Here is a 21,967-nt window from a genome sequence, read left to right as displayed (position 1 = left end):
ACCAAGTTCAGTCGGCGAAATTCAGATCGACAAAACCTTCTGACCAGTTCTGTGCATTTGCCTTGCCTTTTGCATTTGTAAAGATTGGCTTGGCCGGGTTTTCGCGCGTCACCGTGAAACAGGGTTTGCCCCAGCCATCGCCGCTCCAGTCTTCGCAATATTGACCAGTCCCGTTAATTTCGACGGCTTCCCACGGAATGTTCCGGATCTTGTCGCCCTTGACCACGACAACGGCGATGCCGTCGGCGTGGTTGTTCTGCTTGTATTCCGTCACACCGTCGGGAAAGAAACCATGGATGGAGTTTCCCGACATCATGTCGTTGATCTCGCCTGCCGTCAGGTTGGCCGGATCAGCCAGTGCGTAAAAACTGCCCATCAGTGTAACCAGTGACGTCAGTGCAAGAAGTAGTAGCTGAGATTTCAAGTTGCGCATGTTCCCCTCGATTTCGATGCTTGCATTTGCGCTAAACCCTTGGTTTCGTTCCAGGGCACATTTCATCCTGCAGCACGGTCGAAAGAAGACCTGTGAATATCGACGCCAAAATTCCCAATAAGCCGCAACAAGGTGCGGAGAACGTGCGTGTCAACGAGCCGCTCGGAGAAGCCTATTCGGCGTATTGGAACTGGTGGTTGAGGCGTTTTGCGAAGCAGGCTGAGGCACGGTTTCCCGCAATTTACGGGAAATCCGTTTTGCATGGCGCTGAGGCGAGGGATCCACTGTCCCGTATCGGAATGCTCTACGCTTCACGAGGATGCGGAGCGGTTTTCAATCTGGCGCATGCTCTAGGTCGTCCTACTGGTTTCGATGTGATCAGTCATCTCCTGACGAGTGCGCCGAGCATGCCCGATCTGGTGAACAGATGGTCGGGTGTCCTGGCACTGCAGGCGTCCTTTCGGTTTCAGGAGAGTGGCCACGGCAAAGATTTTATTTCTGCCGTACAGCGCAATTCACTGGTCCTGTCTCCCTACAAGATACGCCCCGCAAACCAGAAACCATTCGGACCGGCAATGCTGGCCGGTGTCGCGACCGGAACGCTTGAAAGCGCAGGGATACATATTCAGGACATCTGGGCGGTTAGCCGCGGCACTGCTTCCCGGCCGATTTATCGGTTCGGCAAATTCGTCGAAGGCAACTTGGACTTCGACAGCGATATCCTGATTATTCCTGCAGAAGAAGCTTCCGGGTTCAAATCCGAGATTGGAATGATGTCTTCTGCTTCAAGCCTGTCTTTTCACCACCTGCTGAACAGGCCTCAGGGGCCGGGTACGAACCGACTTCTTGCGCGGGTCGTCGGCAGTCTCGAACTTTCAGTGGGGGAGCATCCTGGCTTGTCGTCAACAGCGTCGGGACTTGGTTTATCGCCGAGAAGTCTTTCCCGGCGGCTATCGGAGGCGGGGTTGGGCTACGCCAGGCTCGCTCGTTTCGTCCGTCTGCGAAAGGCGACGCGTATGATGGCGTCGGGCGACTGCTGTCTCGATGAGATTGCCTACCAGGCGTCCTATTCGGACCGCCACCATATGAGCCGGGACTTTCGCAAGATGGCCCAAGTTACCCCCGCCGGCCTGAGAGAGCTGCTGGCACGCTAGACTGGTTTTGGACGCTCAGTCACCACGGGTCACCGGCAGCCAAAGGAACCGGTTCAGCTGTTTGCCTTGGCCACCAGAAGCTTCAGGGCGAAGGTGCCCATGATGCCCGCAAAAGCCCAGTCGAAGGCACGCATGAATTTCGGCGAGGACTTCAGGAAACGGGCAAACGCACTGGCTCCCAGAACCATCGCCGCGCAGATGGGCATTCCCAGAACGACGAAGTAAAACCCGAGGAACATCAGTTTTCCTGTCGCGTTCGGATCCGCCGCGCTGACAAACTGAGGCAGGAAGGTCACGAAGAACAAGACGATCTTGGGATTGAGGATGTTGATCCCGAGTGCCTGTAGCCAGACCCGGTGAATAGGTTGCTTCTTCACGGAGGCTGCTTCCAGCGCAAGGCTGGACCCGTTCCTGACGGCCTGAACTGCGAGATAAATCAGATAAGCGGCGCCGACGATCTTCAGCACTGTAAATGCAAGTGCCGACGCTGAAAGCAGGGCGGAAACACCGATCGCAGCAAGCACGGTGTGCAGGATCAGACCACAGGTTGCCCCAAACACAGCAGCAAGCCCGGCGCGTCGGCCTTGTGTCAGCGTCTTGCTCATGAACAGCGTCATGTCGGGTCCTGGCGTAACGGTCAACACCAGTGCTGCGGCCGTAAAGGCAAGCAGGGTCGCGTAGTCGGGTATGTAAGCCATGGTTTGCAGATGCCGGAGAAGTTGGTCTGATAGAGGTTTAGATCATTCGCCTCGACGGCACCAGTCCGGAAGGGGGCACTCTTCCATCGGTTTCAGAAAACAGATGCTGGATTTTGCCTTCAAGCTGCACGAGGCGCGCTGCATGGCCGCGCAGTCAGGGACTGAACATGTCTCGAACACTGATCAAAGAATAGGAGACAGCAACCGGGCGCCTTGAGCCAGGACACGAAAAACATAACTGCGGGACTGGAATGCGTCCGGCCAGGTCAGGCGGGAGTTCTGGAAATCGGTCTCCAGCATGCTTTCGACATTGTCGATCATGCGCGGATGGGTGAACCAGAGGGTCAGTTCAAAATTGATCTGGAATGATCTGTTGTCGAAGTTGACCGTGCCGATGGAAACGAGTTCGTCGTCCATCAAAGTAACCTTCTGGTGCAGAAAACCGTCGATATAGCGGTAAACCTTCACCCCGCGCTGTACGAGGGTGTCTTCATAGGCGTGGCTTGCGAGCCATACAGTCCAGTGATCACGTTTTTCCGGCATCAGAACGCGTACGTCCACACCGCGCATTGCTGCCGAGCAAAGCGCTGTCTGGATGTCGAGAGACGGCACCAGATACGGTGTGGTGATCCATAGCCTCTTTCGTGCCCGGGCTGCCGTTTCGACAAAAGCCAGCGCGCATTCCTCCAGCTTGTCTGCAGGCCCTGTCGGCATCACCAGAACGGCTTCGTCACCAGGCATCGGAATTTCGCCAACCTGAGGCAGTTCGATGCGCTCGCCGCTCGCCCAGAGCCAGTCTTCGACAAAGGAGAGTGCGCAAGCAACGGCAGCGGGCCCTTCGACACGGACATGGGTGTCGCGCCAGTGGCCAAACCAGTTGTCCCGGCCGACATACTGGTCCGCAACATTGTGCCCGCCGACAAATGTGACGCGGTAGTCGATCACGACCAGTTTGCGATGATTGCGATAGTTGAGACGCATCGGTCCAAGCAGTCGCAGGAACTTGTGGTTTTCGTTGAAACCGCAAACCTTGACACCGGCGCTCTTCAAGCGGGTCAGATAGTCTTTTGACAGAGAATGGCTGCCGACATCGTCGTAGAGGAAATAGACCGTTATGCCATCCTTGGCACGGGCGATCAGGGCGTCGGCCATGTCACGTCCCAGTTCGTCGTCATGGACGGCGAAGAACTGGAAGAATATGACGTTTCTGGCCTTTGCAATTTCATTCTTGATGGCTGTGAACGTCGCATCACCATCGATGAGAAGGTCTGCCTTGTTGCCGGCCATGAAGGGAACCCCGGCAACGCGGGAAAGAACCGGCCAGTCTCTGGTTTCCTCGTGATCGGTCAGGCCAAGTTCGTCTGCACGCCTTGCCCGTTCTGCCCGGCCAAGGGTCGCTTGAATCTTCTCGTAGTCGGAAAAGGATCGCCAGCCGAACACGAAATAGAGCGGCACCGTGAGATAAGGCAGAAAAAACAGGGACAGCAGCCATGCGACGGACCCCTGGGAAGTTCTTGAATTCATCACTTCGCGAACGGCGCAGATGCCTGCCGTAACGTACATGATCGCGACAAATGCCGCGACCAGTCCGAGATTGTTTGCCATGACATCCAGAACGCCGGCATCTGTGACGGCATCGCGGATCACCGCTTCGGCCGCGTCACCGCCTTGCGCCAATGCTTGATCCGCTGAACTCATGTAATGCCCCCCGGTGTCAATCGATCAGGCGAAGGGTGGCTGGATCGTGACTTTTCGCTCCAGCCACTCCGGAACCGGCAAATTCTTTGATCTGAGGAAGTCCGGATTGTAGAGTTTGGACTGGTAGCGGGTGCCGTGGTCGCACAGGATCGTGACGATCGTCTTGCCTGGTCCAAGCTCGCGTGCGAGGCGCCGGGCGCCGGCCAGGTTGATAGCGGTCGAGCCACCCAGCAGTAGCCCTTCCTTTTCTGCGAGATCGAACACCAGCGGCAGGGCTTCTTCGTCCGGAATTGTGTAGGCGTGATCGATTTTAAGATCGCCGACAATCGCGGTGCTGCGGCCAAGGCCGATGCCTTCGGAAACCGATCCACCTTCGGAGGCGACAGCCTTGCCGGTGGTGAACAGCGATTGCATCGCAGCGCCACGCGGGTCGGCGCAGCCGATGACGACACCCGGCTTGTTCTCCTGAAGATAGGTTGAAACGCCAGCCAGCGTGCCGCCGGAACCGACCGCACAGATGAAACCGTCAACACGGCCACCCGTTTGGGCCATGATTTCAGGACCTGTGGTTACGAAATGAGCCTTGCGGTTATCGAGGTTGTTCCACTGATCGGCAAAGATAACGCCATTAGGTTCAGTCCGTGCCATCTCTTCTGCAAGACGGCGGGCGACGTGCTGGTAGTTGTTGGGGTCGGAAAAAGGCTTGGCCGGAACTTCGACAAGTTCAGCACCACACAGGCGCAACATGTCCTTCTTTTCCTGGCTTTGCGTTTCCGGGATAACGATCACGGTCCGGTAGCCGCGCGCACTGGCTACCAGCGCCAGTCCGATACCGGTGTTTCCGGCTGTGCCTTCGACAATCACACCACCGGGCTTGAGATCACCGCGGGCTTCGGCTTCAAGAATCATCTGCCGGGCAGGGCGGTCCTTGACGGATTGACCGGGGTTCATGAACTCGGCCTTGCCGAGAATTTCGCAACCCGTTTCCTCGGACAGAGCTTTCAGACGGATGAGGGGCGTGTTACCGATCGCATCGACAACAGAAGCGGACACAGACATTTATTCTTTCCCGGCTGATCTGGTCCGGTGGCGCTGACCGGCCAGATGAAATCTGATAAGCCCCGGACGCTAAAGGTCTGAAGGGCCTTGATCAAGGTCGCAATGTAAGGCTTCAAATGGGGAATGCCAGCACCTGAGGCCAATCAGGTTCCTTTTTCCCTCTGGTGTCAAAAACACGCCATCAGTTGTTCCGTGAAATCAGCTCACTGAAATTCTATTTCTAACAATTCTGGTGTAATTGTTGATCCGATTTTTGTTGCCTGTCGTATCGCCGGTAAGGCAACTTGGGATTCTAAAGCCAAATGAGAGCGGTAATGGAAAAAAACGTGACCGGAATGGACGAGTTACTGGCCGGATATGCGGCCGGGACCTTGACCTATCCGGCGCAGGCATTGGTCGGTGCTCATCTCGAAATGAGCGACTGCAACAGGTCATACGTAAGCTCACTTGAAACTCTTGCCGGCTTTGAGCTGGAAGACGCCGAACCGGTCTCCATTTCCAATCGGGACGAATTTCTCGGATCGATATTCAGTGGCGCCGTTGATGACCTGAACGATAACGCGCCTGCCGCCGAACTGTCTGAGAAAGGCGGACCGGCCGTTCCCGAATCGCTGCAGTCGATTATCGGTTCCTCGATGGATCAGCTACCCTGGAAAACGCTCCTTCCAGGCGTCAAGGAATGCAAGTTCGGTGAAATTGACGGCTGCGCAAGCAGTCTCCTTTGGGTGCGGGCAGGTCGAGCAATGCCTTCCCATACGCACCACGGCACTGAGCTTACGCTGGTATTGACGGGCGGGTTCAAGGACGAAGACGGCCACTATGTGGCTGGTGACGTTGCCTTTGCCGATGGCGATGTGGACCACAAGCCTATAGCTGACGAAGGTGAAGACTGCATTTGCTTTGCGGTGACTGCGGGACGCCTGCAGTTGACCGGCCCTGTTGGCCGCTGGTTCGCACCCTTTATCCGCTAAAATTCAATCCGACACCCGGTCTGTTTGCGTAAAGAGGCAAACGAACCGGGAGAATGAATTGCCCAAGACGAATTATGTTGCCCAAGCTGATCACGGTTGCGCCTGGATCACGGGAGCAAGTTCCGGTATCGGCCGGGAGCTTGCACTTGACCTCGCCCGTTCGGGCTGGAAGGTCATTGTAACTGCCCGCTCGGAACAGGATCTGGCGGAGCTGGAGAAGCGATCTAAGACGCTTGCCGGTTCAATTCATGCGCTGCCCGGGGATGTCACGAAGACGGACCTCATGGCCGAACACGTGAAAAAAATTCAGCAGGACTTCGGCGGTTTGAGCCTGCTCGTGGCTAATGCGGGCATTTATCTGCCGCAGGATGGCCTCGATGCCGATGCAGACGCCTTTCGCAAAAGCTTTGATGTGAACCTCATGGGGACGGTTAATGTGCTTCTGCCCGCAATCACAGCCATGAAGGCGGCGGGCAGGGGGCAGATCGCAGTGGTGTCGTCTGTGGCAGGTTATGGCGGTCTGCCGACGTCAGCTGCATACGGTGCCACCAAGGCGGGGTTGATCAACCTTGTTGAATCCTTGAAATTCGATCTGGACCTTGCAGGGATCCGAATTCAGATCATCAGTCCCGGTTTTGTCGATACGCCGGCAACAAAGTCCAATCCGTTTCCGATGCCTTATCTGATGTCTCCGGAAGAGGCTGTCGAGGAAATCAGGAAAGGCCTGTCCCATCCAAGCCGTTTCGAGATTGCATTTCCGCGTAAATTTGTTCGGCAACTGAAGCTCTTGCGCTGGTTGCCGTACAGTGCCTACTTCGCGCTGGTCGCCCGGTCCACGGGTTGGAACAAGAAAAAGGCCGGGTGATCCCGGCCTTTGAAGTGTGTCTTCAAGATCAGTGCCTTGCTCAGGCAGATTTGACGTAGACCATCTGGCGAACATCGATATTGCCGGACCGGAAGCCTGCCTCGCAATAATGCAGGTAGAACTCCCAGAGGCGCTTGAAGCGCTCGTCAAATCCCAGCGGACTGATCCTTGGCCAGGCTTGTCGGAAGCTCTGCCGCCATTCTGCAAGCGTTCTTGCATAGTCCTGCCCGAAGATCTTCTGATCCATAAGGTCCAGGCCCAGGGACTTGCCGATTTCCGCCAGACGGCCGGGCGGCGGCAGCATTCCACCTGGGAAGATATAACGCTGGATGAAGTCTGTGCCTCTGCGATAGTCCTCGAACATCTTGTCCTGGATCGTGATGATCTGCAGGCCCGCCTTGCCACCCGGCTTGAGGCACTTCGACAATTGGCGGAAGTAGGTCGGCCAGTATTTTTCACCGACGGCCTCGAACATTTCGATGGAGGCTATCCTGTCGAACACGCCATTTTCGTCGCGATAGTCCTGGAAGACCACTTCAACCTTGTCGTTGAGGCCGGCCTTGTAGATCCGCTCGCGCGCGTAATCGAATTGTTCCTGCGAGATGGTCAATGCTCGCACGTTGGCACCAACCGATTTTGCGACATATTCCGCAAAACCGCCCCAGCCACACCCGATTTCCAGAACCTTGTGATCGGGAGTAATGCCCGTCTGCCGTACCAGAGAAGCGTATTTCTCGGTTTGGGCCTGTTCCAGATTGTTGGTTTCGTTGCTGTAGATCGCCGAGGAATAGGTCATCGAAGGATCGAGCCATTCCCGGTAAAATGCATTTCCGAGATCATAGTGCGCCGAGATGTTGCGCTTCGACCCGCGTTTGGTGTTGGAGTTCAGCCAGTGGCGTACCGACATCAAAAAACGTGTAATCGGCTTCCCCTGGAGAGCTTCCAGCGTCGATTCCTGGTTTATGCAGAAGACTTCCAGAAATGTGGTCACGTCGGGCGACGACCAGTACCCCGCCATGAAGGCTTCTCCGACACCAACGTCGCCTGCTTGGACGACCATCCGGAAAAACGCCCAGTTATGGATCTTGAGAACACCGTGTGGGCCATCTTCCTGCCCTTTGATATGGAATCTTCGACCGTCTGGAAATTGAACTTCAAGAGACCCGTAGCGGATTTTGAGGGCAAGGCCGGCCGCCATTTTGGCGAGGCGTGGAGTACCCTTCAACTCCGCGCGGAAGTTTTCCTTGGTCAGAACAATCGGCTCACTCATAGCAGAACCTCTTGAAACGTCAGTTGTTTGAAACTGGCAAGACAGAACCTGTCTGCCCAGGCAACCCGTCATTCCCTGCATCTTCTGCGGGTCGAGCGTGAAATGGTACACGCTTGCGCCAGATTTTAAAGGCTTCCCAATGGATGGCGCCGATGACCTTAAACGTCAGCAGCGGCACCTGAAGGCAGGCCTGCAGAATCGAGCCGTTGGACAGGGAGTGTTGTGTTCCGGAAAATGTCGCAGACAAAAGCGGGCCTTCGCAATCCTTTTCCAGAATGCGAACGCGGACGGTTTTTCCCGGCGGCATCATGCGGAAGAAATAGTGTTGTTCCATGCTGACGAAGGGCGACACGTAGAACAGCTTCTTCTGATCCTGGCGTATGCCTGCATCACTGCACTGGCCGGCTTTGACAGGTGCGACGTAGGTGTGGATACCGCCAAACGTGTTGCGTACCTCGTAAACGAGTGCAATCAGTTGGTTCGACCGGTCATAAGCATAATAAACGCTGAGAGGGTTGAAGCCGTACCCAAGCATCCGCGGATATGCGAGCAGCAGGACCCGAGCAGGTGCCTCTAGTCCTTCCTTGGCGAGCAATCGGTCGACATGGAGCCGCAAATCAGACCCGTCCCTTGGGCCATGGTCCTTCTGATGAAACGACAGCAAATTGAACCGGTTGACGGAGAAGAACAGGCTGGACTGCGCAACTTCTTCAAGCCGATCCAGATCGAGCAGCACGGAAAAGACCTTGTAGGAAAACCTGTGCTCACGGGGTTTCATGCGGTGATGCATGACCGAGCCCATGAACAATGATGCCGCCGGATTAGGGGGCGGTCCATTGTCATGCATACAATTGCTCGGCCTTGCCTTCATTCGGCAGCCTCCAGATAGGTATCGCCAGCCATGTCTTTTTCCCATGGCAGCCGGGCACCGAGCGAACGGGCAACATCAAGTCCGGACGAAAGTCCGTCTTCGTGGAAGCCGTGACCGCGCCACGCACCACAATACCATGTGTTGTTCACGCCTTGAATTTCCCCAAGCCGGTTCTTGGCCTGCTGAGCCATGGCATCAAACTGGGGATGATCATAAACATACTTTGCGAAGGTCTTGTCTTCCTGAGGTGGTGCATAGGGGTTCAATGTAACGAAGACCGGTTTGGAGTGATCGAAGTTCTGCAACCGGTTCATCCAGTAGCTGACGGTTACGTCCCGTGTTTCGCCGGCTTCGCGATCGGACATGTAATTCCAGGAAGCCCAGACGTTTTTGCGTTTCGGCATCAGGGCCTGGTCGCGGTGAAGGTAAACCTCGTTTGGACGATACCGGATGGATCCAAGAATATCGCGCTCCTGTGGGGATGGATCACCCAACATGGCAAGGGTCTGGTCCGTGTGGCTGGCAAGGATCACATGATCGAAGACGTCCTGGTGGCCGGATGCGTCGCGCACGATGACCTGACCGTTTTGCCGGAGAACTTCTGTGACCGGCTTGCCAAGCCTGATCTTTCCCTGAAGTGGCGCCAGCAGCTTTTCCACGTAGTTGCGGCTGCCACCGGAAACAGTACGCCACAGCGGCCGATCGAATGAAAGCAGGCGATGATTTTCAAAGAAAGCCACGAAGCTTTCCGCAGGATAGTCCCGCATTTCGTTGATCGGCGTCGACCAGATGGCAGCGCCCATCGCCAGCAGATAGTCGTTTATGAAACCGGAAGAGTAGTGTTCACGCTCCAGGTAGCCACCGAGCGTTTGCCCGCTGAGGCGTCCGGCCTTCAGATCTTCAACGGCTTTGCCATTGAAGCGGAAGATATCCCGCAACATGCGCAGGAACCGCGGTGAGACCAGATTACGCCGTTGTGCGAAGACCGCGTTCAGAGAATGGCCTGACCATTCAAGCTTGCCGTTGTCCGCCGACAAGGCAAAACTCATGTCGCTTATCTCGTTTGCGACCCCCAGATGGTCAAGCAGCGCAGTAAAATTCGGGTAATTGAGCTCGTTGTAGACGATGAAACCGGTGTCCACCGAAATCCGGGCGCCATCATAGTCGATATCCGCCGTGGCGCTGTGACCACCTGGCCGTTCGCGCCGCTCGTAGAGAACAACGTCATGAAGATCATTAAGGGCCCAGGCTGCACTGTTTCCGGAAATTCCGGAGCCGATTACGGCAATCCGCATATCATATCCTTCGGGGCGTCGATGTTACCGCGGGAAACCTGGTTGGACGCCAAGTTTTCCAGTTGATGTGCAGCGGTTACGCCTCGCCTTGAAGGGCGGATCACATAGGGCGATGAATTTTATGGATTATTTTTGACGCAAAACCATTGGCGCGTCTTCAGCCAACGCCATCCGAGGTTTTGCGACATGGGAAGAGCGGAAAAGCTCACACGTGCATCGCCGCTGCCCGGCAAAAGGGCCGGGCAAGCGAATGGCGTGTCGCAAGTCTGCAAGGCAATTGCGCCAAAACAAGCCTCAGGCCTGGATCGTGTCGACAATCCAGTTCCATGCGATTTCGACGCGTGTGCGTGCGGCATCGAAGAAGGCAACGACCTTCTGCCATACCAATTCGCCAAAATCTGCGACCTGCAGCATGGTGCCGCGTTTCTGCGAGGGTTGCTGGCCGGTTTCGATAAGTTCAATTGTGGTCGCATCAACACCTTCATTGACCACACGACGTGTGACCGTAAGGGTGCCTTCATTGACCAGTCTTGATTCATCCTTGCCGGCGACAACCGTATCCTGATCCATGGCGCGAACGACAACGGCCCGGCCATCTGGAAGCAGATGGGTTTCGTTGGTGTTCACTTCACTGTCATAGATAACTTCGCCGAAGGAATCGATCAGTTCTACCCAGATCGTTTTCCGGCCTTCAAGCTCGATTTCGCCCACCCATATCGTGAGCTCACTTTCCAGCGGATCGGCCTGATCCTGTGACGCTGACGCGACTGTGACCGCCAAACGATCCTCAGGCAACGTTATCGTTTCCTGAGGCAGTGGGGCCGCAGCAGCGCTTCCCGCCAAGGCAAGGATGAGGCCAAGCGCAAGAGTTCCTGCTCTGGTATTCCGTTGCATGTACGCCTCCCAAGGCTAATACAACTTAATTTACCGCGCGTGGGGTCTGTAAACGGAGGTCCATTGTAGGACTTTTCAGGTCTTCCGCGCTTTTGCGCCCCGTTCGTGCGGTCACGATTTTGCCATTATCGCACCACAATCTCCCGAATGCGTGTAACAAAGATCACAAATCCGGGCTTTTTCAGTTATATTTCGGTAATAAATGTGGGTTGAACTACGAAGTTCAAGGCCAATCACCAGTTCGTGAACGCAAAGCCATCGTCATAACTAACAATGAACGTAGAGTAAGTTTGTTGACTGTGGTAATTTTGTCGATGTTTTTCGATGATTTTGATCGGTTTCCGCTATCGCCTGTGCACTTGCCTTGAGCTCGAGGTCAGAAAGCCGGTTTGCTCAACGCGGCGAGAGGTGATTACCTGACAGAAGCTCCAATTAAAAAGCTCCACCGGCAAAGGTCCGGCGGAGCTTTATGGGATCGGCACAGTTGATGGGGTACGTGCAAATCTCCCTACAGATCAAATCCTTGCAGCAATCAGGCCGTTTTAGTTTGCCGTTGGATCTGCAGATCGGGGCAGGTCCTGAAGGCTGAGTTTCGATCATCCCATAAATTGATACTGACCGACCATTCACATTCAACCTTGGTAAAAATTACGATTGGTGTGTTTGAGCGCGCGCTGTTGAGCTTAAGATCCCATGTAAGACTATGATTGATTTGAGAAATGCAAATGCAGGCGGATGACCGATTTTAAATTCGGTACTGAAAATAATAGAAATAAAACTTTGCGAGTGCTTGTATTTGCAAGCAAAATGCCAATTATCCGTGCATTCAGGACGCGCTTGGTAAGCAATGCATCCCTTTTAGTCGGCTGGATTCGTCAGTTACTCATGCCGCTCGAAAGAGCGCGCAATACTCAAGAGGACGCCCTACGAGATAGACTTGTAACCGGTTTCCAATCGAAGGCCCGCTGAAAAGGGTAGCTCGGCACAGGGCGGTGTTGGTTTGTGAGCGCCTCAATGTCCTGGTTAACCGCACCATCTGTGAGGGCCATACGGGCGGGATTGGCGATTGGGGCCAGCTCTGGCGACAGGTATCCGGATTTCACGATCAAGAACCTTGCAGTGGATGGTTCAATGGCAAAACGCCGAAAATCCTCCAGTTGATGGAAGGGGCGTCTGTGTTCCGTCAGGATCACCAAATTACCTGCGATCCTGGTCAACACTTCCCGATTATGATCCTGTTCTCTGCCTAGTTTAGACAGCAAGACAGCTTCTGTGCTAACGACCTTGCAAACGCTGCCCAGGGCACCGCCAATTGTGAGGCGGTAAGAAGAGCCGTCTGGCAATGCCCAGAGTTTATCGACCGAAACCGGATCAGCGATCCCTGCAAATACACCTCCAGTCAAGCCTCGTTCCAACCAGGCCGTCAGGACATCGGATCTGTCACCAACACCACCACCTGTCGGATTGTCACCACTGTCGGCAAGGATGAGGGGAGACGAGCTTTCTGTTGCAGCATCGTCCAGGCACAGTTCGAGCGGCTTCGTGGCGACACCAAATTCGAAGTCTTGCCTTGCGGACCAGTACTGCGCAGCAATTTCGGAGGCCGCCTGTTGAATGGCATCCAGGTCTGTTCCCGTCACCACGGCGGCCGCGGTGGCTCTTGCCGTATCAGCCCAGACATATCCCACCATCAGATTGGCATCGGTCACCCCGGATCTCTGATCGAACTCCGGCAACCTTGCATAAAGCGATTTTGCCGGTTCGTCTTCCGTGCTGGTTCGTTCCCCGGGCAGGAGAACCGGCACGGGAGCCCAGGCCACGTACCTCTTGGGACCACCACCTAATTGGTTGACAAGATTTGCCGCGGCACGTCGGTGGGTTTCGGTCACGTCGATATGAGGGGCAGTGCGATAAGCACAGAAGATGTCGATCTGATCGACAATGGTTTGAGTGACATTGCCGTGCAGATCGTAACTGACAGCGATTGGCACTTGCGGCCCGACGAGTTGGCGAACCGCAGAGATCCAGTCCCCTTCCGCATCGCTCAGACCGATCACATGCATGGCGCCATGCATAATCAAGAGAACACCGTCCAATGGCTTCTCGGCTTCAAGTTCGGCAAGAAAGGCAGACTTGAAGCTCGCATAGCAATCCGCAGACACCGGTCCGCCTGGAATGGATCTGGCGTGAAACAATGGACAAAAGGTGACGTCAGGAAATCTGCCGCCGTCGACGCCTGCCTGTGCCAGCAAGTCCTTGCCACGGGTGACCGTGAAGTCTGATGCGGTTTGCTGGACCGGTGAATAGGTGCTGCATTCGGTATGAATGCCGCCAACTGCAATTTTCATCTTCCTGCCTCGTCACGCATTCAAAGCTGGGGGAAGAAGGGGGCCTGTGCTGCAAATCGCAGCCAGGCCTTGCTGGCGGGATCGGTCCAGCCGGCTTCAGCGACCGCATAAAGCCGCGGAAAGACCATATGGTTGAAGATGACGTTGTCGGTCATGTGCTCGCACCAGATGCAGGCCTGCACCCCCTTGAGGCGCGCTTCACTGCCGGTGCTGAGACCGGCAGCTGCTTCGTAGCCGTAACAGTCTTCCGGTGTCGAAACGCCGGCCCAACCCGCACCCGGTTCATGCCAACCGGACGCCTGGACCATATCCATGTAATAGTGCTGTCCTGGGGTGCAGATGACGTCGTAGCCCTGATCGATCAGGTCCTTGGTGACTTCCTGTCTTTGCCAGGCCATCAGAAGCACGCCATCCGGGTCGATGCCACCACCGTGTGAGACTTCGTCCCAACCGGCAAGTTTCCGGTTGAGTTTTCTCAGGATGTCGCGCACGCGGCCCATGAAATAGGCTTGCACTTCCATTGTATCCGCAAGACCCTTTTCCTCCATGAGGCGTTGGGTCTTCGGCGAGGCAAGCCATGAATTGACGTCGACTTCGTCGCCGCCGATATGGATGAAGTCGAACGGAAACAGGCTGGCAACTTCCGCAAAGACCTTTTCGAGAAACTCGTAGGTTTCATCCATCGCCGGGTTCAGTGCGTTGTTCGGATAGCCCTGAATGGAATGGTAGCTCTCCGGGGTCTCCGCCTGATCGGCGAAGCGCGGGTAGGTCTTCAAAACGGCGGTTGAATGCCCCGGAACATCGATTTCCGGCAGGATATCTATGTTCAGGCTGGTGGCATGGGCGACAATCTCGCGAACCTCGTCCTGCGAATAAGCCCCTTCGTAGACTTCAGCGGCAAAGCCAAGCTGGGGCACCTGCTGGCACCCAGGGCCACGCCGCGCGCCGCCCACGGTTAGTTCGGGATAGGCCTTGATTTCAAGTCGCCAGCCTTCATCGTCTGTCAGATGCCATTGGAAGACGTTCATCCGACCCCAAGCGAGAATGTCGAGCAGCCGCATGATGTCTTTGGGGCCACGGAAATGTCGTGACACATCCAGATGCGTTCCACGCCAGGAAAATCTTGGCGCGTCTTCAATCACGCCTTGTGCAGGAAACTTGAATGTACCAGGTGCCTCATAGGTGCCGTAAGCCATCTGGGCGAGTACAGTCAGGCCATAGTCACGGCCAACGGAGCCGCTGTAGCGCAAGGCTGCTTTCGCTTGGGCAAATTCGAGCCGGTAACCGTCAGCTGCAAGGCTATCGTCCTGTCGGAACTCAATCGCGATTTGATGATGCGATTGAGTAAAACGGAAAGGATGTGGCGCTCCTGGAAAGAGCCTTGCTGCGAGCGCGTTGATCTTGGCCGCCGCCGCCTTTTCCTCTGCAGAGCCCTGGGCAACTAGGAAGCTTGTCTTGTCGTCCGCAAAGGCCGTTACTTCCACTTTCTGGGGCCAGGGAACGATATGCAGCGGTTCAGGAAGGTGTCCAGCCGGTATGCTGCGGCGTTCTCCGCTGTCCAGCTCTTCCGGCGCTTCAAGATCATTGCACACCACCTCGATGACGCTGCCACCGGTGCTGACATAGGCGGACTTCGGACCATCAAGCCGGTGTCTTGCCACGTTCGCCAGGCCGGTGATGGCAAAGGTCCAGGTTTCGCCTGGTTCGATCGTTTCGCCAGTGTTTGGCGTGATTTCGTGAAAATTCGCAATCCGGCTGAAACTCGCTGCGTTTTCAAGCTTGGCATTTGCCGTGGCCCGGTTGACCGCCGTGTAGGCCAGCGTGAAATCCTTTAGGGGCCTGGAGCTTGTATTGGTCAGTGCAAACTCCTGACGAGACGCAGCAAGATCCTCCGCAGGGCGGTAGAAACAGTCGAGCACAATCTTGGTCATGACTTAAAATCCGTCGAAATCGGGAGATTGAGTGAAGGTTCGGGCTAGGGCGGGTGACCCGGCAGTGAGCCCACTGTCGACAGGCAGGCAAACACCCGTGATGCAACGCGCCGCCGGACTGATCAGGAATGAGACGGCCGAGGCAATGTCGTTCGGTTCTGGCAGGGATTTGAACGGATACCAGGAAAGGGCCTCGGCAAAGACATCCGGATTGGCCGCCTGCCGTATTTTCCAGGCCTGGGTCTTAACAGTGCCAGGCGCGATGGCATTCGATCTAATGCCATACTTCCCGTATTCGACGGCGATGGACCTTGTTGCATGGATCAAGCCGGCCTTTGCAGCGCTGTAGGCTGGGTGACCGAAGACAGACAGCCCGTTGACAGAGGCAATATTGACCACGTTGCCGACACCGCTTGAAATCAAGGGCTGTTCAAAGGCCTTGAAGCAGTTGAGCGCGGCTTCCAGATTGAGGGCGAGATCTCTGGACAGCGTTTCGGCAGTCATCTGATGCAACGTAAGTGCCGCAGCGGCGCCCGCGTTGTTGATGATTGTATTGACCTGCCCCAGTCTGGCAGCTTCCTTGGCAAGCCGGGCTAGGTCGTCAGCCCTGGTCAGATCGCATTGGATCGCAGCAATATCGGCACCGTGGTTTTCAAGACTTTCCACCGCGCCTTCGAGGGCAATCATGTCGATGTCGACAGCGGCGATGATGTGGGTCGCTGACAGCTGTGCAGCAATGGCCATGCCGATGTCGCCGGCTGCGCCCGTTACCACCGCAACGGGTTTCGGAGTTTGATCAGTCACCGAGGGCTTCCTTGTCGTCCGGATCGCGCGTGTTGCTGAGCTGGTATTTGACGCGTCTGAGGTTCTCTCGCGCCTCGTCGCCCCGCCGCATGGCGACAAGCGTTGCCAAGAGATCTGTCACAAACAGGAAGGCGTAGCGGCTGGTACTTGGCCGCAGGATGTTGTTACCTTCGGGCAGATCGATGGCAATCGTGATATCCGCCAGATCGGCGACGGGCCGCCCCGGGCGGGTGAGGGCGATTACGATTGCCCCGTAGGTCTTCGCTGCCTCCAGCGCACGTGCCATCTGCAGGTTCCGGCCAGAGACAGACGACGCAATGATGACGTCGCCGGTCCTCATGGTGGCTGCCTGCATCAGCTGCATGGCATGATCCGTCACGCTCACCGTACGCAGACCCAAGCGGAAAAACCGGTTCTGCATTTCGTCCGAAATCATCGAGGAGGTCCCGCCCGCGCCGAACGCTGCCAGCAGGTTGGCGGTCGAGATCGCATCTGCAGCTGCCAGCACCGACTCCATGTCCAACGCTTTGCGCGTACTGGTCGCAGCATCCTGAAACTGGGCCAGAAGACTGTCGGCAATATCGCGTGGCGCGTCAGAAGCCGCATTAGCGGTCAGGTACCTGGTTCCGGCGAAGGTGACCTGGGCAACCTGCACCTTGAAAGCGGTGTAACTCTCGCAGCCAAGCCGACGGCAAAAACGGGTAACGGTCGGCGGCGAAACACCTGCACGTTCGGCAACATCCGTAATGCCGGCATTGACGATGAACTCGGCATCGTTGCGCAACAATGCAGCCAGGATCCGTTCCGACTTGGACAGCTCCGGTTCGATCTGTTGCAGAACGGACAGGATATCCCGCATGGGGTCAGGCCGGCTTCTTGTAAGCGACGCAATCAATCTCGACCTTGCAGTCCACCATCATGGTTGACTGGACACAGGCGCGTGCCGGTGGGTGTTCACCGAAATAGCTTTTATAGACGCCGTTAAACGACCAGAAATCGCGCGGATCATCGAGCCAGACACCGACGCGGACAACATGTTCAAGGCCGTACCCGGCCTCTTCCAGGATCGCGATAACATTCTTGATGGTCAGGTGAGTCTGTTCGACAATCCCCGTGCCGACAATCTCACCATCCTTCATCGGTACCTGGCCGGAGACATAAAGCCAGCCATCAGCTTCAACGGCTCGAGCGAAGGGCAGATTCTGGCCGCCGGCACCTGATTTTTCAGCACCATAGCGCTTGATAGACATATTTGGCTCCAAAATGAAAATGATTTACATAGTGGTTTGACATTGGTTTTATTTCACCCTTATATTTTTCAAAAATCAACCGTCAAAATGAAAATGGTTTCCGATATGCAGGCCCTTTCAGACAGCCAGACAAATCCGTTTGCAGGAAAAGACGAAGATCGCTCCGAGATCTGGGACATGCTTGTCATGCGGGACATCAATGCCTTCGTCGCAGCAGACTGGGAGCAGGTGGCCGATGATTTCGACGAACCAGCCTTTTTTGGCGTAGACGGTGGAAAGGTACCTAATCCCGACGACTGGAAACTCGGGTTTCCGGATCTCGGCTCCTACAAGGAACGCTGGTTGAGCCAGGCGGAACTTTTCAAGGCGACGGAATTCGCCGAAGACGCGCGTGCCGCCATTTTCGACGCTACTTGCCTGACCGAGATCGACATCAACGGAAACCGGGCGATCGCGCACAAGAAATTCGACGGCCGCATCCGCAAAGCAGATGGCGGCGAGGATCGCTTGTTGTGGCAGACGCTCTATTTCTGTGTCCGAAAGGAGGGACGCTGGAAGATCTGCGGCTTTGCCGGATATTTGCCCAACCCTCTCGGAGCCGCGTCCTGATCATGACGAAGCCCCGCGCTTTTACGGCAGCTCTTGCAACAGAAACCAACACGTTTTCACCGATCCGGATTGATATCAACGCATTCAGGGCGTCGCTTCTGGCAAGGCCGGGGGAGCATCCGGAAACCCCGACCCTATGTTCTGCCGTCGTCACCGTAGGGCGCCGGTTTGCCTGTGAAAACAACTGGGAACTGGTTGAAGGTACCGCGGCGTGGGCAGATCCGGCCGGATTGGTTTCGCGGCAGACCTTTGAAGGTTTGCGTGACGAAATTCTGGATCAGATCGTGGCAGGTGGACCTTTCGACGTTGTCGTCATTGGCCTGCATGGTGCGATGGTGGCCGACGGGTATGATGATCCGGAAGGGGATCTACTAAGCCGAATTCGATCCGTGGTCGGCCCGGATGTCCCTGTAATTGCAACGTTCGACCCGCATAGTCATCTGACTGCTAAGCGTGTTGCCGCGGCTGATGCGCTTATCGCCTTCAAGGAATTTCCCCACATCGATTTCGTCGATCGGGCCGAGGATGCATGGCGTATTGCGGGGCAAGCGGTTGCAGGCGAAGTCAAACCTGTAATGAGCGTTTACGATCCCAAGATGATTGACGTCTTCCCGACAACATCCGAGCCTATGCGCCGGTTTGTCGATGACATGATCCGCCGGGAGCAGGAAACGCCGGGCCTTTTGTCTCTCTCGGTCATCCATGGCTTCATGGCGGGCGACGTCCCCGAAATGGGGACCAAGTTGCTGGCAGTGACAAACAACGATCCGGGACTTGGGTCCGAAGTTGCCCGTGACCTTGGAGAAGCCCTGTTCAAGCTGCGCGGCAAGGTGAGAAGTGCTGAACTTGCTCCGGCCGAAGCCTACGCCAAGGCATTGTCCTGTGAAGGTGGTCCGGTCACGATCGCTGACATGTGGGACAATCCCGGTGGGGGAACGGCCGGGGATGCGACCGTCCTGCTGGCAGAAGCCATTGCCGGTAATCTCGAGAAAATTGCCTTCGGCTCAATTTGGGACCCGGTAGCAGTCCAGCTCTGTCACGCAGCGGGCGAGGGGGCTCGGATGATGCTGCGGTTCGGAGCGAAATCAGCACCGGAAACCGGTGACCCGATCGACGCCGAAGTTGAAATTCTCCGCAACATCCGGAATGCAGAGCAGTTTTTTGGCCAGAGCATCGTTCCCATCGGTGACGCAAGTCTGATCCGGATTGGCGGAATCGAAGTGATCCTGAATTCGACCCGCGCCCAATGCTTCGACACGAGCCTGTTTTCCAACTTCGGTATCGATCCGACCAAAAGGAAGATCCTGGTAGTCAAGTCGACGAACCATTTTCATCAATCGTTTGTCCGCATCAGTCCGTTGATCCTCTATTGCGCCGCCGGACGTCCCTATCCCAACGACCCGAGGGTAACCCCTTATAAGAAAGCGCCGAGGGATATCTGGCCGATCAACGAGGCAGTCAACGCGAGCGGGCATGAAACCGATACCAGTGCCGGCACTGCCGGCCGCAAGGGAGGCTAAGCGATGAGTGTCGGGCTGTCAGTGCAGGATCTTCTGACCCCTGTCGCCGTGATCGATGAAACGGTCATGGAGACTAACATCAAGGTTGCACAGGAGTATTTCGACCGTATTGGCCGGAACTTCCGGCCTCATATCAAGACACACAAGATCCCGGCGCTGGCCGCATTGCAGCTGGCCTACGGCGCACGCGGTATCAACTGCCAAAAAATAAGCGAAGCGGAAGTGTTCGCCGACGCAGGCTTCACCGATATCCTGATCACCTTCAATATGCTCGGCAAATCGCGGCTCGACAGGTTGAAGTTGTTGAATACCAAGGTGGATCTACAGGTTGTTGCCGACAATGAAGTTGTCGTCGACGGTCTGGCGAGTGCGTTTTCCGGGGATCAACCGCTGAAGGTTCTGGTCGAATGCGATACAGGAGCCGGACGCAACGGCGTGCAAAATCCGGATGCTGCGGTCGCGCTGGCCAAGCGCATCGATGCATCGCCCGGACTGGTATTCCATGGTCTGCTGACCTATCCGAAGGCATCCTCCGAAACGGCGGTTGAAACTTTTTTTTCCGAAACGCTGTCACTTCTGAAACAGGCAGGTCTTGAGTGCCCCGTCGTCTCGCATGGAGGTTCTCCGAGCCTGTTCGACAGTGATCTTGTGCCTAGCGCGACGGAGCACCGGGCCGGAACCTATATCTTCAACGACCGCTCGATGGTGCGTGCCGGTATGTGCGATTTTGACGATTGCGCCATGCATCTGCTGGCCACAGTCGTCTCCCGGCCGACCGAAAACCGGGCGGTTCTGGATGCGGGATCGAAAGCGTTGACATCCGATTTGTTGGGTTTTTCCGACCACGGCCTGCTGATCGATTATCCGGAGGCATCCATTGCCGCGCTCAGCGAGGAGCATGCCGTCGTCGACCTGACGAAGTCCGGCAAAAAACCGCAGATCGGCGAACGGGTCCGGATCATTCCCAACCATACCTGCGTCGTTTCAAACCTGTTCGACCGCCTGGTGTTTCACAGAGACGGCGTGGTGACCCGCATCGAGACGGTCGCCGCCCGTGGGCAAGTCGTCTAGTCCTCCAGACGGCTTGCCCGCCGTTTCTCGAAATTTCAAACGGCCGCCTTTCGGGCGGCCGTTTTTATTTGGGGTATCTGATGCCAAGTGTCAGATATGCATGTCCACAGCATCCAGTTCTTCAAGCGAAAGCTGGCGGTCAAAAGCGTTTCCGTTACCGTCGAACAGGTGGCAATCCACACCCTTCAGTCCCATGGAAACCGGCACACCAACTTTCGCCGGGGCGGATCCGGGCAAGACGCTGCAAAAAGTGGACTTGGCACCGGCAACCGTGCTGTAGGTGACGGTGTGAATGCCGAGATGTTCAACGACGGTCGGAACAATCTCTATGGAGGCATCGGCAGCGCCTAGTGTCAGATGTTCCGGGCGAATGCCAAGGGTAAGGCTCTTTCCTGCAACTTCTTCCGCGGCATCTACCTTGACTGTCAGGTCCTTGCCTGATGGCAAGGTGACGACAACGCCTTCAGGACCGGAACTCTTTCCGGACACCTCGATGAAGTTCATTTTGGGGTTGCCGATAAAGCCGGCAACGAAGGTGTTCTGCGGTTTGTGATAAAGCTCCAGCGGCGAACCGACCTGGGAGATGATACCGTGATCCAGCACCACGATCCGGTCCGCCATGGTCATGGCTTCAACCTGGTCATGGGTGACGTAGATCATGGTCGCGTCAAGTTCCGTGTGCAGCTTGGCAAGTTCAACACGCATTTCCGCTCTTAGTGCCGCATCCAGATTGGACAGGGGTTCGTCGAACAGGAAAACGGAAGGTTCGCGCACGATGGCCCTGCCGATGGCGACGCGCTGTCGTTGCCCGCCGGAGAGCTCGCCCGGTTTGTGCTGCAGTCTTTCCTTCAGTTGAAGAATGCCGGCAGCGGCTTGAACCTTCTCCTCCACCTTGTCCTTGGAAAGGCGTTCGACGCGCAAGGGGAAGGCGATGTTCTCGTAGACAGACATATGCGGATAGAGCGCATACGACTGAAATACCATGGCGATGCCGCGTTTGACCGGCGGCAGATCGTTGACGACCTTGTTCTCGATCGTGATATCGCCGCCCGTGATTTCCTCCAACCCTGCAATCATGCGCAGCAAGGTCGATTTTCCGCATCCGGACGGACCGACAAAAACAATGAATTCGCCATGGTCCACATCAAGATTGACACCCTTGATGACTTCCATATGGCCATAGCTTTTGCGTACGTCGCGCAGCTGCAACTCGCCCATGGTCATTC

20 protein-coding genes are annotated in these 21,967 nt (G+C 56.1%); 6 read left to right on the top strand and 14 right to left on the bottom strand.

Going from position 1 to position 21,967, the window contains the following annotated elements; genetic code table 11:
- Window positions 1-7: 7 nt before the first annotated feature.
- Window positions 8-433, bottom strand: coding sequence for a hypothetical protein (locus tag ACP90_RS15520; RefSeq protein WP_145915779.1), 426 nt, complete (start codon window positions 431-433; stop codon window positions 8-10).
- Window positions 434-525: 92 nt separating this feature from the next.
- Between ACP90_RS15520 and ACP90_RS15515 the strand changes: the two genes are divergently transcribed.
- A complete protein-coding gene (locus ACP90_RS15515; RefSeq protein WP_082809751.1) occupies window positions 526-1,587 on the top strand; it encodes an AraC family transcriptional regulator in 1,062 nt (353 codons plus the stop codon).
- 53 nt (window positions 1,588-1,640) lie between these two features.
- Here the strand turns inward: ACP90_RS15515 and ACP90_RS15510 are convergent, their stop codons facing one another.
- From ACP90_RS15510 to ACP90_RS15500, 3 genes are all read right to left on the bottom strand, one after another.
- A complete protein-coding gene (locus tag ACP90_RS15510; protein ID WP_022998805.1) occupies window positions 1,641-2,285 on the bottom strand; it encodes a LysE family translocator in 645 nt (214 codons plus the stop codon).
- A gap of 183 nt (window positions 2,286-2,468) precedes the next feature.
- Window positions 2,469-3,983 (bottom strand): cardiolipin synthase, encoded by a 1,515-nt coding sequence (gene cls / locus ACP90_RS15505; protein WP_062488849.1) that lies wholly within the window; start codon window positions 3,981-3,983, stop codon window positions 2,469-2,471.
- A 24-nt stretch (window positions 3,984-4,007) separates the two neighbouring features.
- On the bottom strand, window positions 4,008-5,042 hold the full coding sequence (locus ACP90_RS15500) for a cysteine synthase A (RefSeq protein ID WP_062488848.1): 1,035 nt from the start codon (window positions 5,040-5,042) through the stop codon (window positions 4,008-4,010).
- A 314-nt stretch (window positions 5,043-5,356) separates the two neighbouring features.
- On the opposite strand from ACP90_RS15500, the gene ACP90_RS15495 reads away from it, so the two are divergent.
- Both ACP90_RS15495 and ACP90_RS15490 read left to right on the top strand, forming a co-directional pair.
- Window positions 5,357-6,013, top strand: coding sequence for a ChrR family anti-sigma-E factor (locus ACP90_RS15495; RefSeq protein ID WP_062488847.1), 657 nt, complete (start codon window positions 5,357-5,359; stop codon window positions 6,011-6,013).
- A 58-nt stretch (window positions 6,014-6,071) separates the two neighbouring features.
- Window positions 6,072-6,878, top strand: a complete 807-nt coding sequence (locus tag ACP90_RS15490; RefSeq protein WP_062488846.1) for an SDR family NAD(P)-dependent oxidoreductase — start codon at window positions 6,072-6,074, stop codon at window positions 6,876-6,878.
- A gap of 40 nt (window positions 6,879-6,918) precedes the next feature.
- On the opposite strand, the gene ACP90_RS15485 is transcribed toward ACP90_RS15490, so the two are convergent.
- The 9 genes from ACP90_RS15485 to ACP90_RS15445 form a co-directional block, all read right to left on the bottom strand.
- Window positions 6,919-8,148 carry a cyclopropane-fatty-acyl-phospholipid synthase family protein gene (locus tag ACP90_RS15485; RefSeq protein WP_062488845.1) on the bottom strand — a complete coding sequence of 410 codons (1,230 nt, stop codon included), beginning with the start codon at window positions 8,146-8,148 and terminating at the stop codon, window positions 6,919-6,921.
- A gap of 19 nt (window positions 8,149-8,167) precedes the next feature.
- Window positions 8,168-9,019, bottom strand: a complete 852-nt coding sequence (locus ACP90_RS15480; protein WP_062488844.1) for a DUF1365 domain-containing protein — start codon at window positions 9,017-9,019, stop codon at window positions 8,168-8,170.
- Window positions 9,016-10,314 carry an FAD-dependent oxidoreductase gene (locus ACP90_RS15475; RefSeq protein ID WP_062488843.1) on the bottom strand — a complete coding sequence of 433 codons (1,299 nt, stop codon included), beginning with the start codon at window positions 10,312-10,314 and terminating at the stop codon, window positions 9,016-9,018. Before ACP90_RS15475 ends, ACP90_RS15480 begins: the two co-directional genes overlap by 4 nt.
- Window positions 10,315-10,608: 294 nt before the next feature.
- Window positions 10,609-11,208, bottom strand: a complete 600-nt coding sequence (locus ACP90_RS15470; RefSeq protein ID WP_022998797.1) for a hypothetical protein — start codon at window positions 11,206-11,208, stop codon at window positions 10,609-10,611.
- A gap of 911 nt (window positions 11,209-12,119) precedes the next feature.
- Window positions 12,120-13,556, bottom strand: a complete 1,437-nt coding sequence (locus ACP90_RS15465; RefSeq protein WP_062488842.1) for a M81 family metallopeptidase — start codon at window positions 13,554-13,556, stop codon at window positions 12,120-12,122.
- Between the two features lie 20 nt (window positions 13,557-13,576).
- Window positions 13,577-15,487: a family 20 glycosylhydrolase gene (locus ACP90_RS15460; protein WP_062488841.1), complete on the bottom strand. Its 1,911-nt coding sequence runs from the start codon at window positions 15,485-15,487 to the stop codon at window positions 13,577-13,579.
- A 3-nt stretch (window positions 15,488-15,490) separates the two neighbouring features.
- Window positions 15,491-16,291, bottom strand: coding sequence for an SDR family oxidoreductase (locus ACP90_RS15455; protein WP_082809750.1), 801 nt, complete (start codon window positions 16,289-16,291; stop codon window positions 15,491-15,493).
- Window positions 16,284-17,150 (bottom strand): MurR/RpiR family transcriptional regulator, encoded by an 867-nt coding sequence (locus ACP90_RS15450; protein ID WP_062488840.1) that lies wholly within the window; start codon window positions 17,148-17,150, stop codon window positions 16,284-16,286. The genes ACP90_RS15455 and ACP90_RS15450 overlap by 8 nt, the downstream gene beginning before the upstream one ends.
- A 4-nt stretch (window positions 17,151-17,154) precedes the next feature.
- The gene (locus ACP90_RS15445) at window positions 17,155-17,541 is read right to left on the bottom strand and encodes a RidA family protein (protein ID WP_022998792.1); all 387 of its coding nucleotides are present in this window, start codon (window positions 17,539-17,541) and stop codon (window positions 17,155-17,157) included.
- 87 nt (window positions 17,542-17,628) lie between these two features.
- Between ACP90_RS15445 and ACP90_RS15440 the strand changes: the two genes are divergently transcribed.
- The 3 genes from ACP90_RS15440 to ACP90_RS15430 are packed head-to-tail and all read left to right on the top strand — an operon-like array spanning window position 17,629 to window position 20,741.
- Window positions 17,629-18,150: a hypothetical protein gene (locus ACP90_RS15440; RefSeq protein WP_062488839.1), complete on the top strand. Its 522-nt coding sequence runs from the start codon at window positions 17,629-17,631 to the stop codon at window positions 18,148-18,150.
- A gap of 2 nt (window positions 18,151-18,152) precedes the next feature.
- The gene (locus ACP90_RS15435; protein WP_062488838.1) at window positions 18,153-19,670 is read left to right on the top strand and encodes a M81 family metallopeptidase; all 1,518 of its coding nucleotides are present in this window, start codon (window positions 18,153-18,155) and stop codon (window positions 19,668-19,670) included.
- Between the two features lie 3 nt (window positions 19,671-19,673).
- Complete coding sequence (locus tag ACP90_RS15430; RefSeq protein WP_062488837.1) at window positions 19,674-20,741, top strand: D-TA family PLP-dependent enzyme; 1,068 nt, start codon at window positions 19,674-19,676, stop codon at window positions 20,739-20,741.
- 90 nt (window positions 20,742-20,831) lie between these two features.
- Here the strand turns inward: ACP90_RS15430 and ugpC are convergent, their stop codons facing one another.
- The gene (ugpC, locus tag ACP90_RS15425) at window positions 20,832-21,959 is read right to left on the bottom strand and encodes a sn-glycerol-3-phosphate ABC transporter ATP-binding protein UgpC (RefSeq protein ID WP_062491676.1); all 1,128 of its coding nucleotides are present in this window, start codon (window positions 21,957-21,959) and stop codon (window positions 20,832-20,834) included.
- Window positions 21,960-21,967 lie beyond the last annotated feature (8 nt).

The sequence above is a fragment of the Labrenzia sp. CP4 genome (assembly GCF_001579905.1).
GTDB lineage: Bacteria > Pseudomonadota > Alphaproteobacteria > Rhizobiales > Stappiaceae > Roseibium > Roseibium algicola.
The sequence above is the reverse complement of the archived record's forward strand: the minus strand, read 5'-3'. Positions and strand labels throughout refer to the sequence as shown.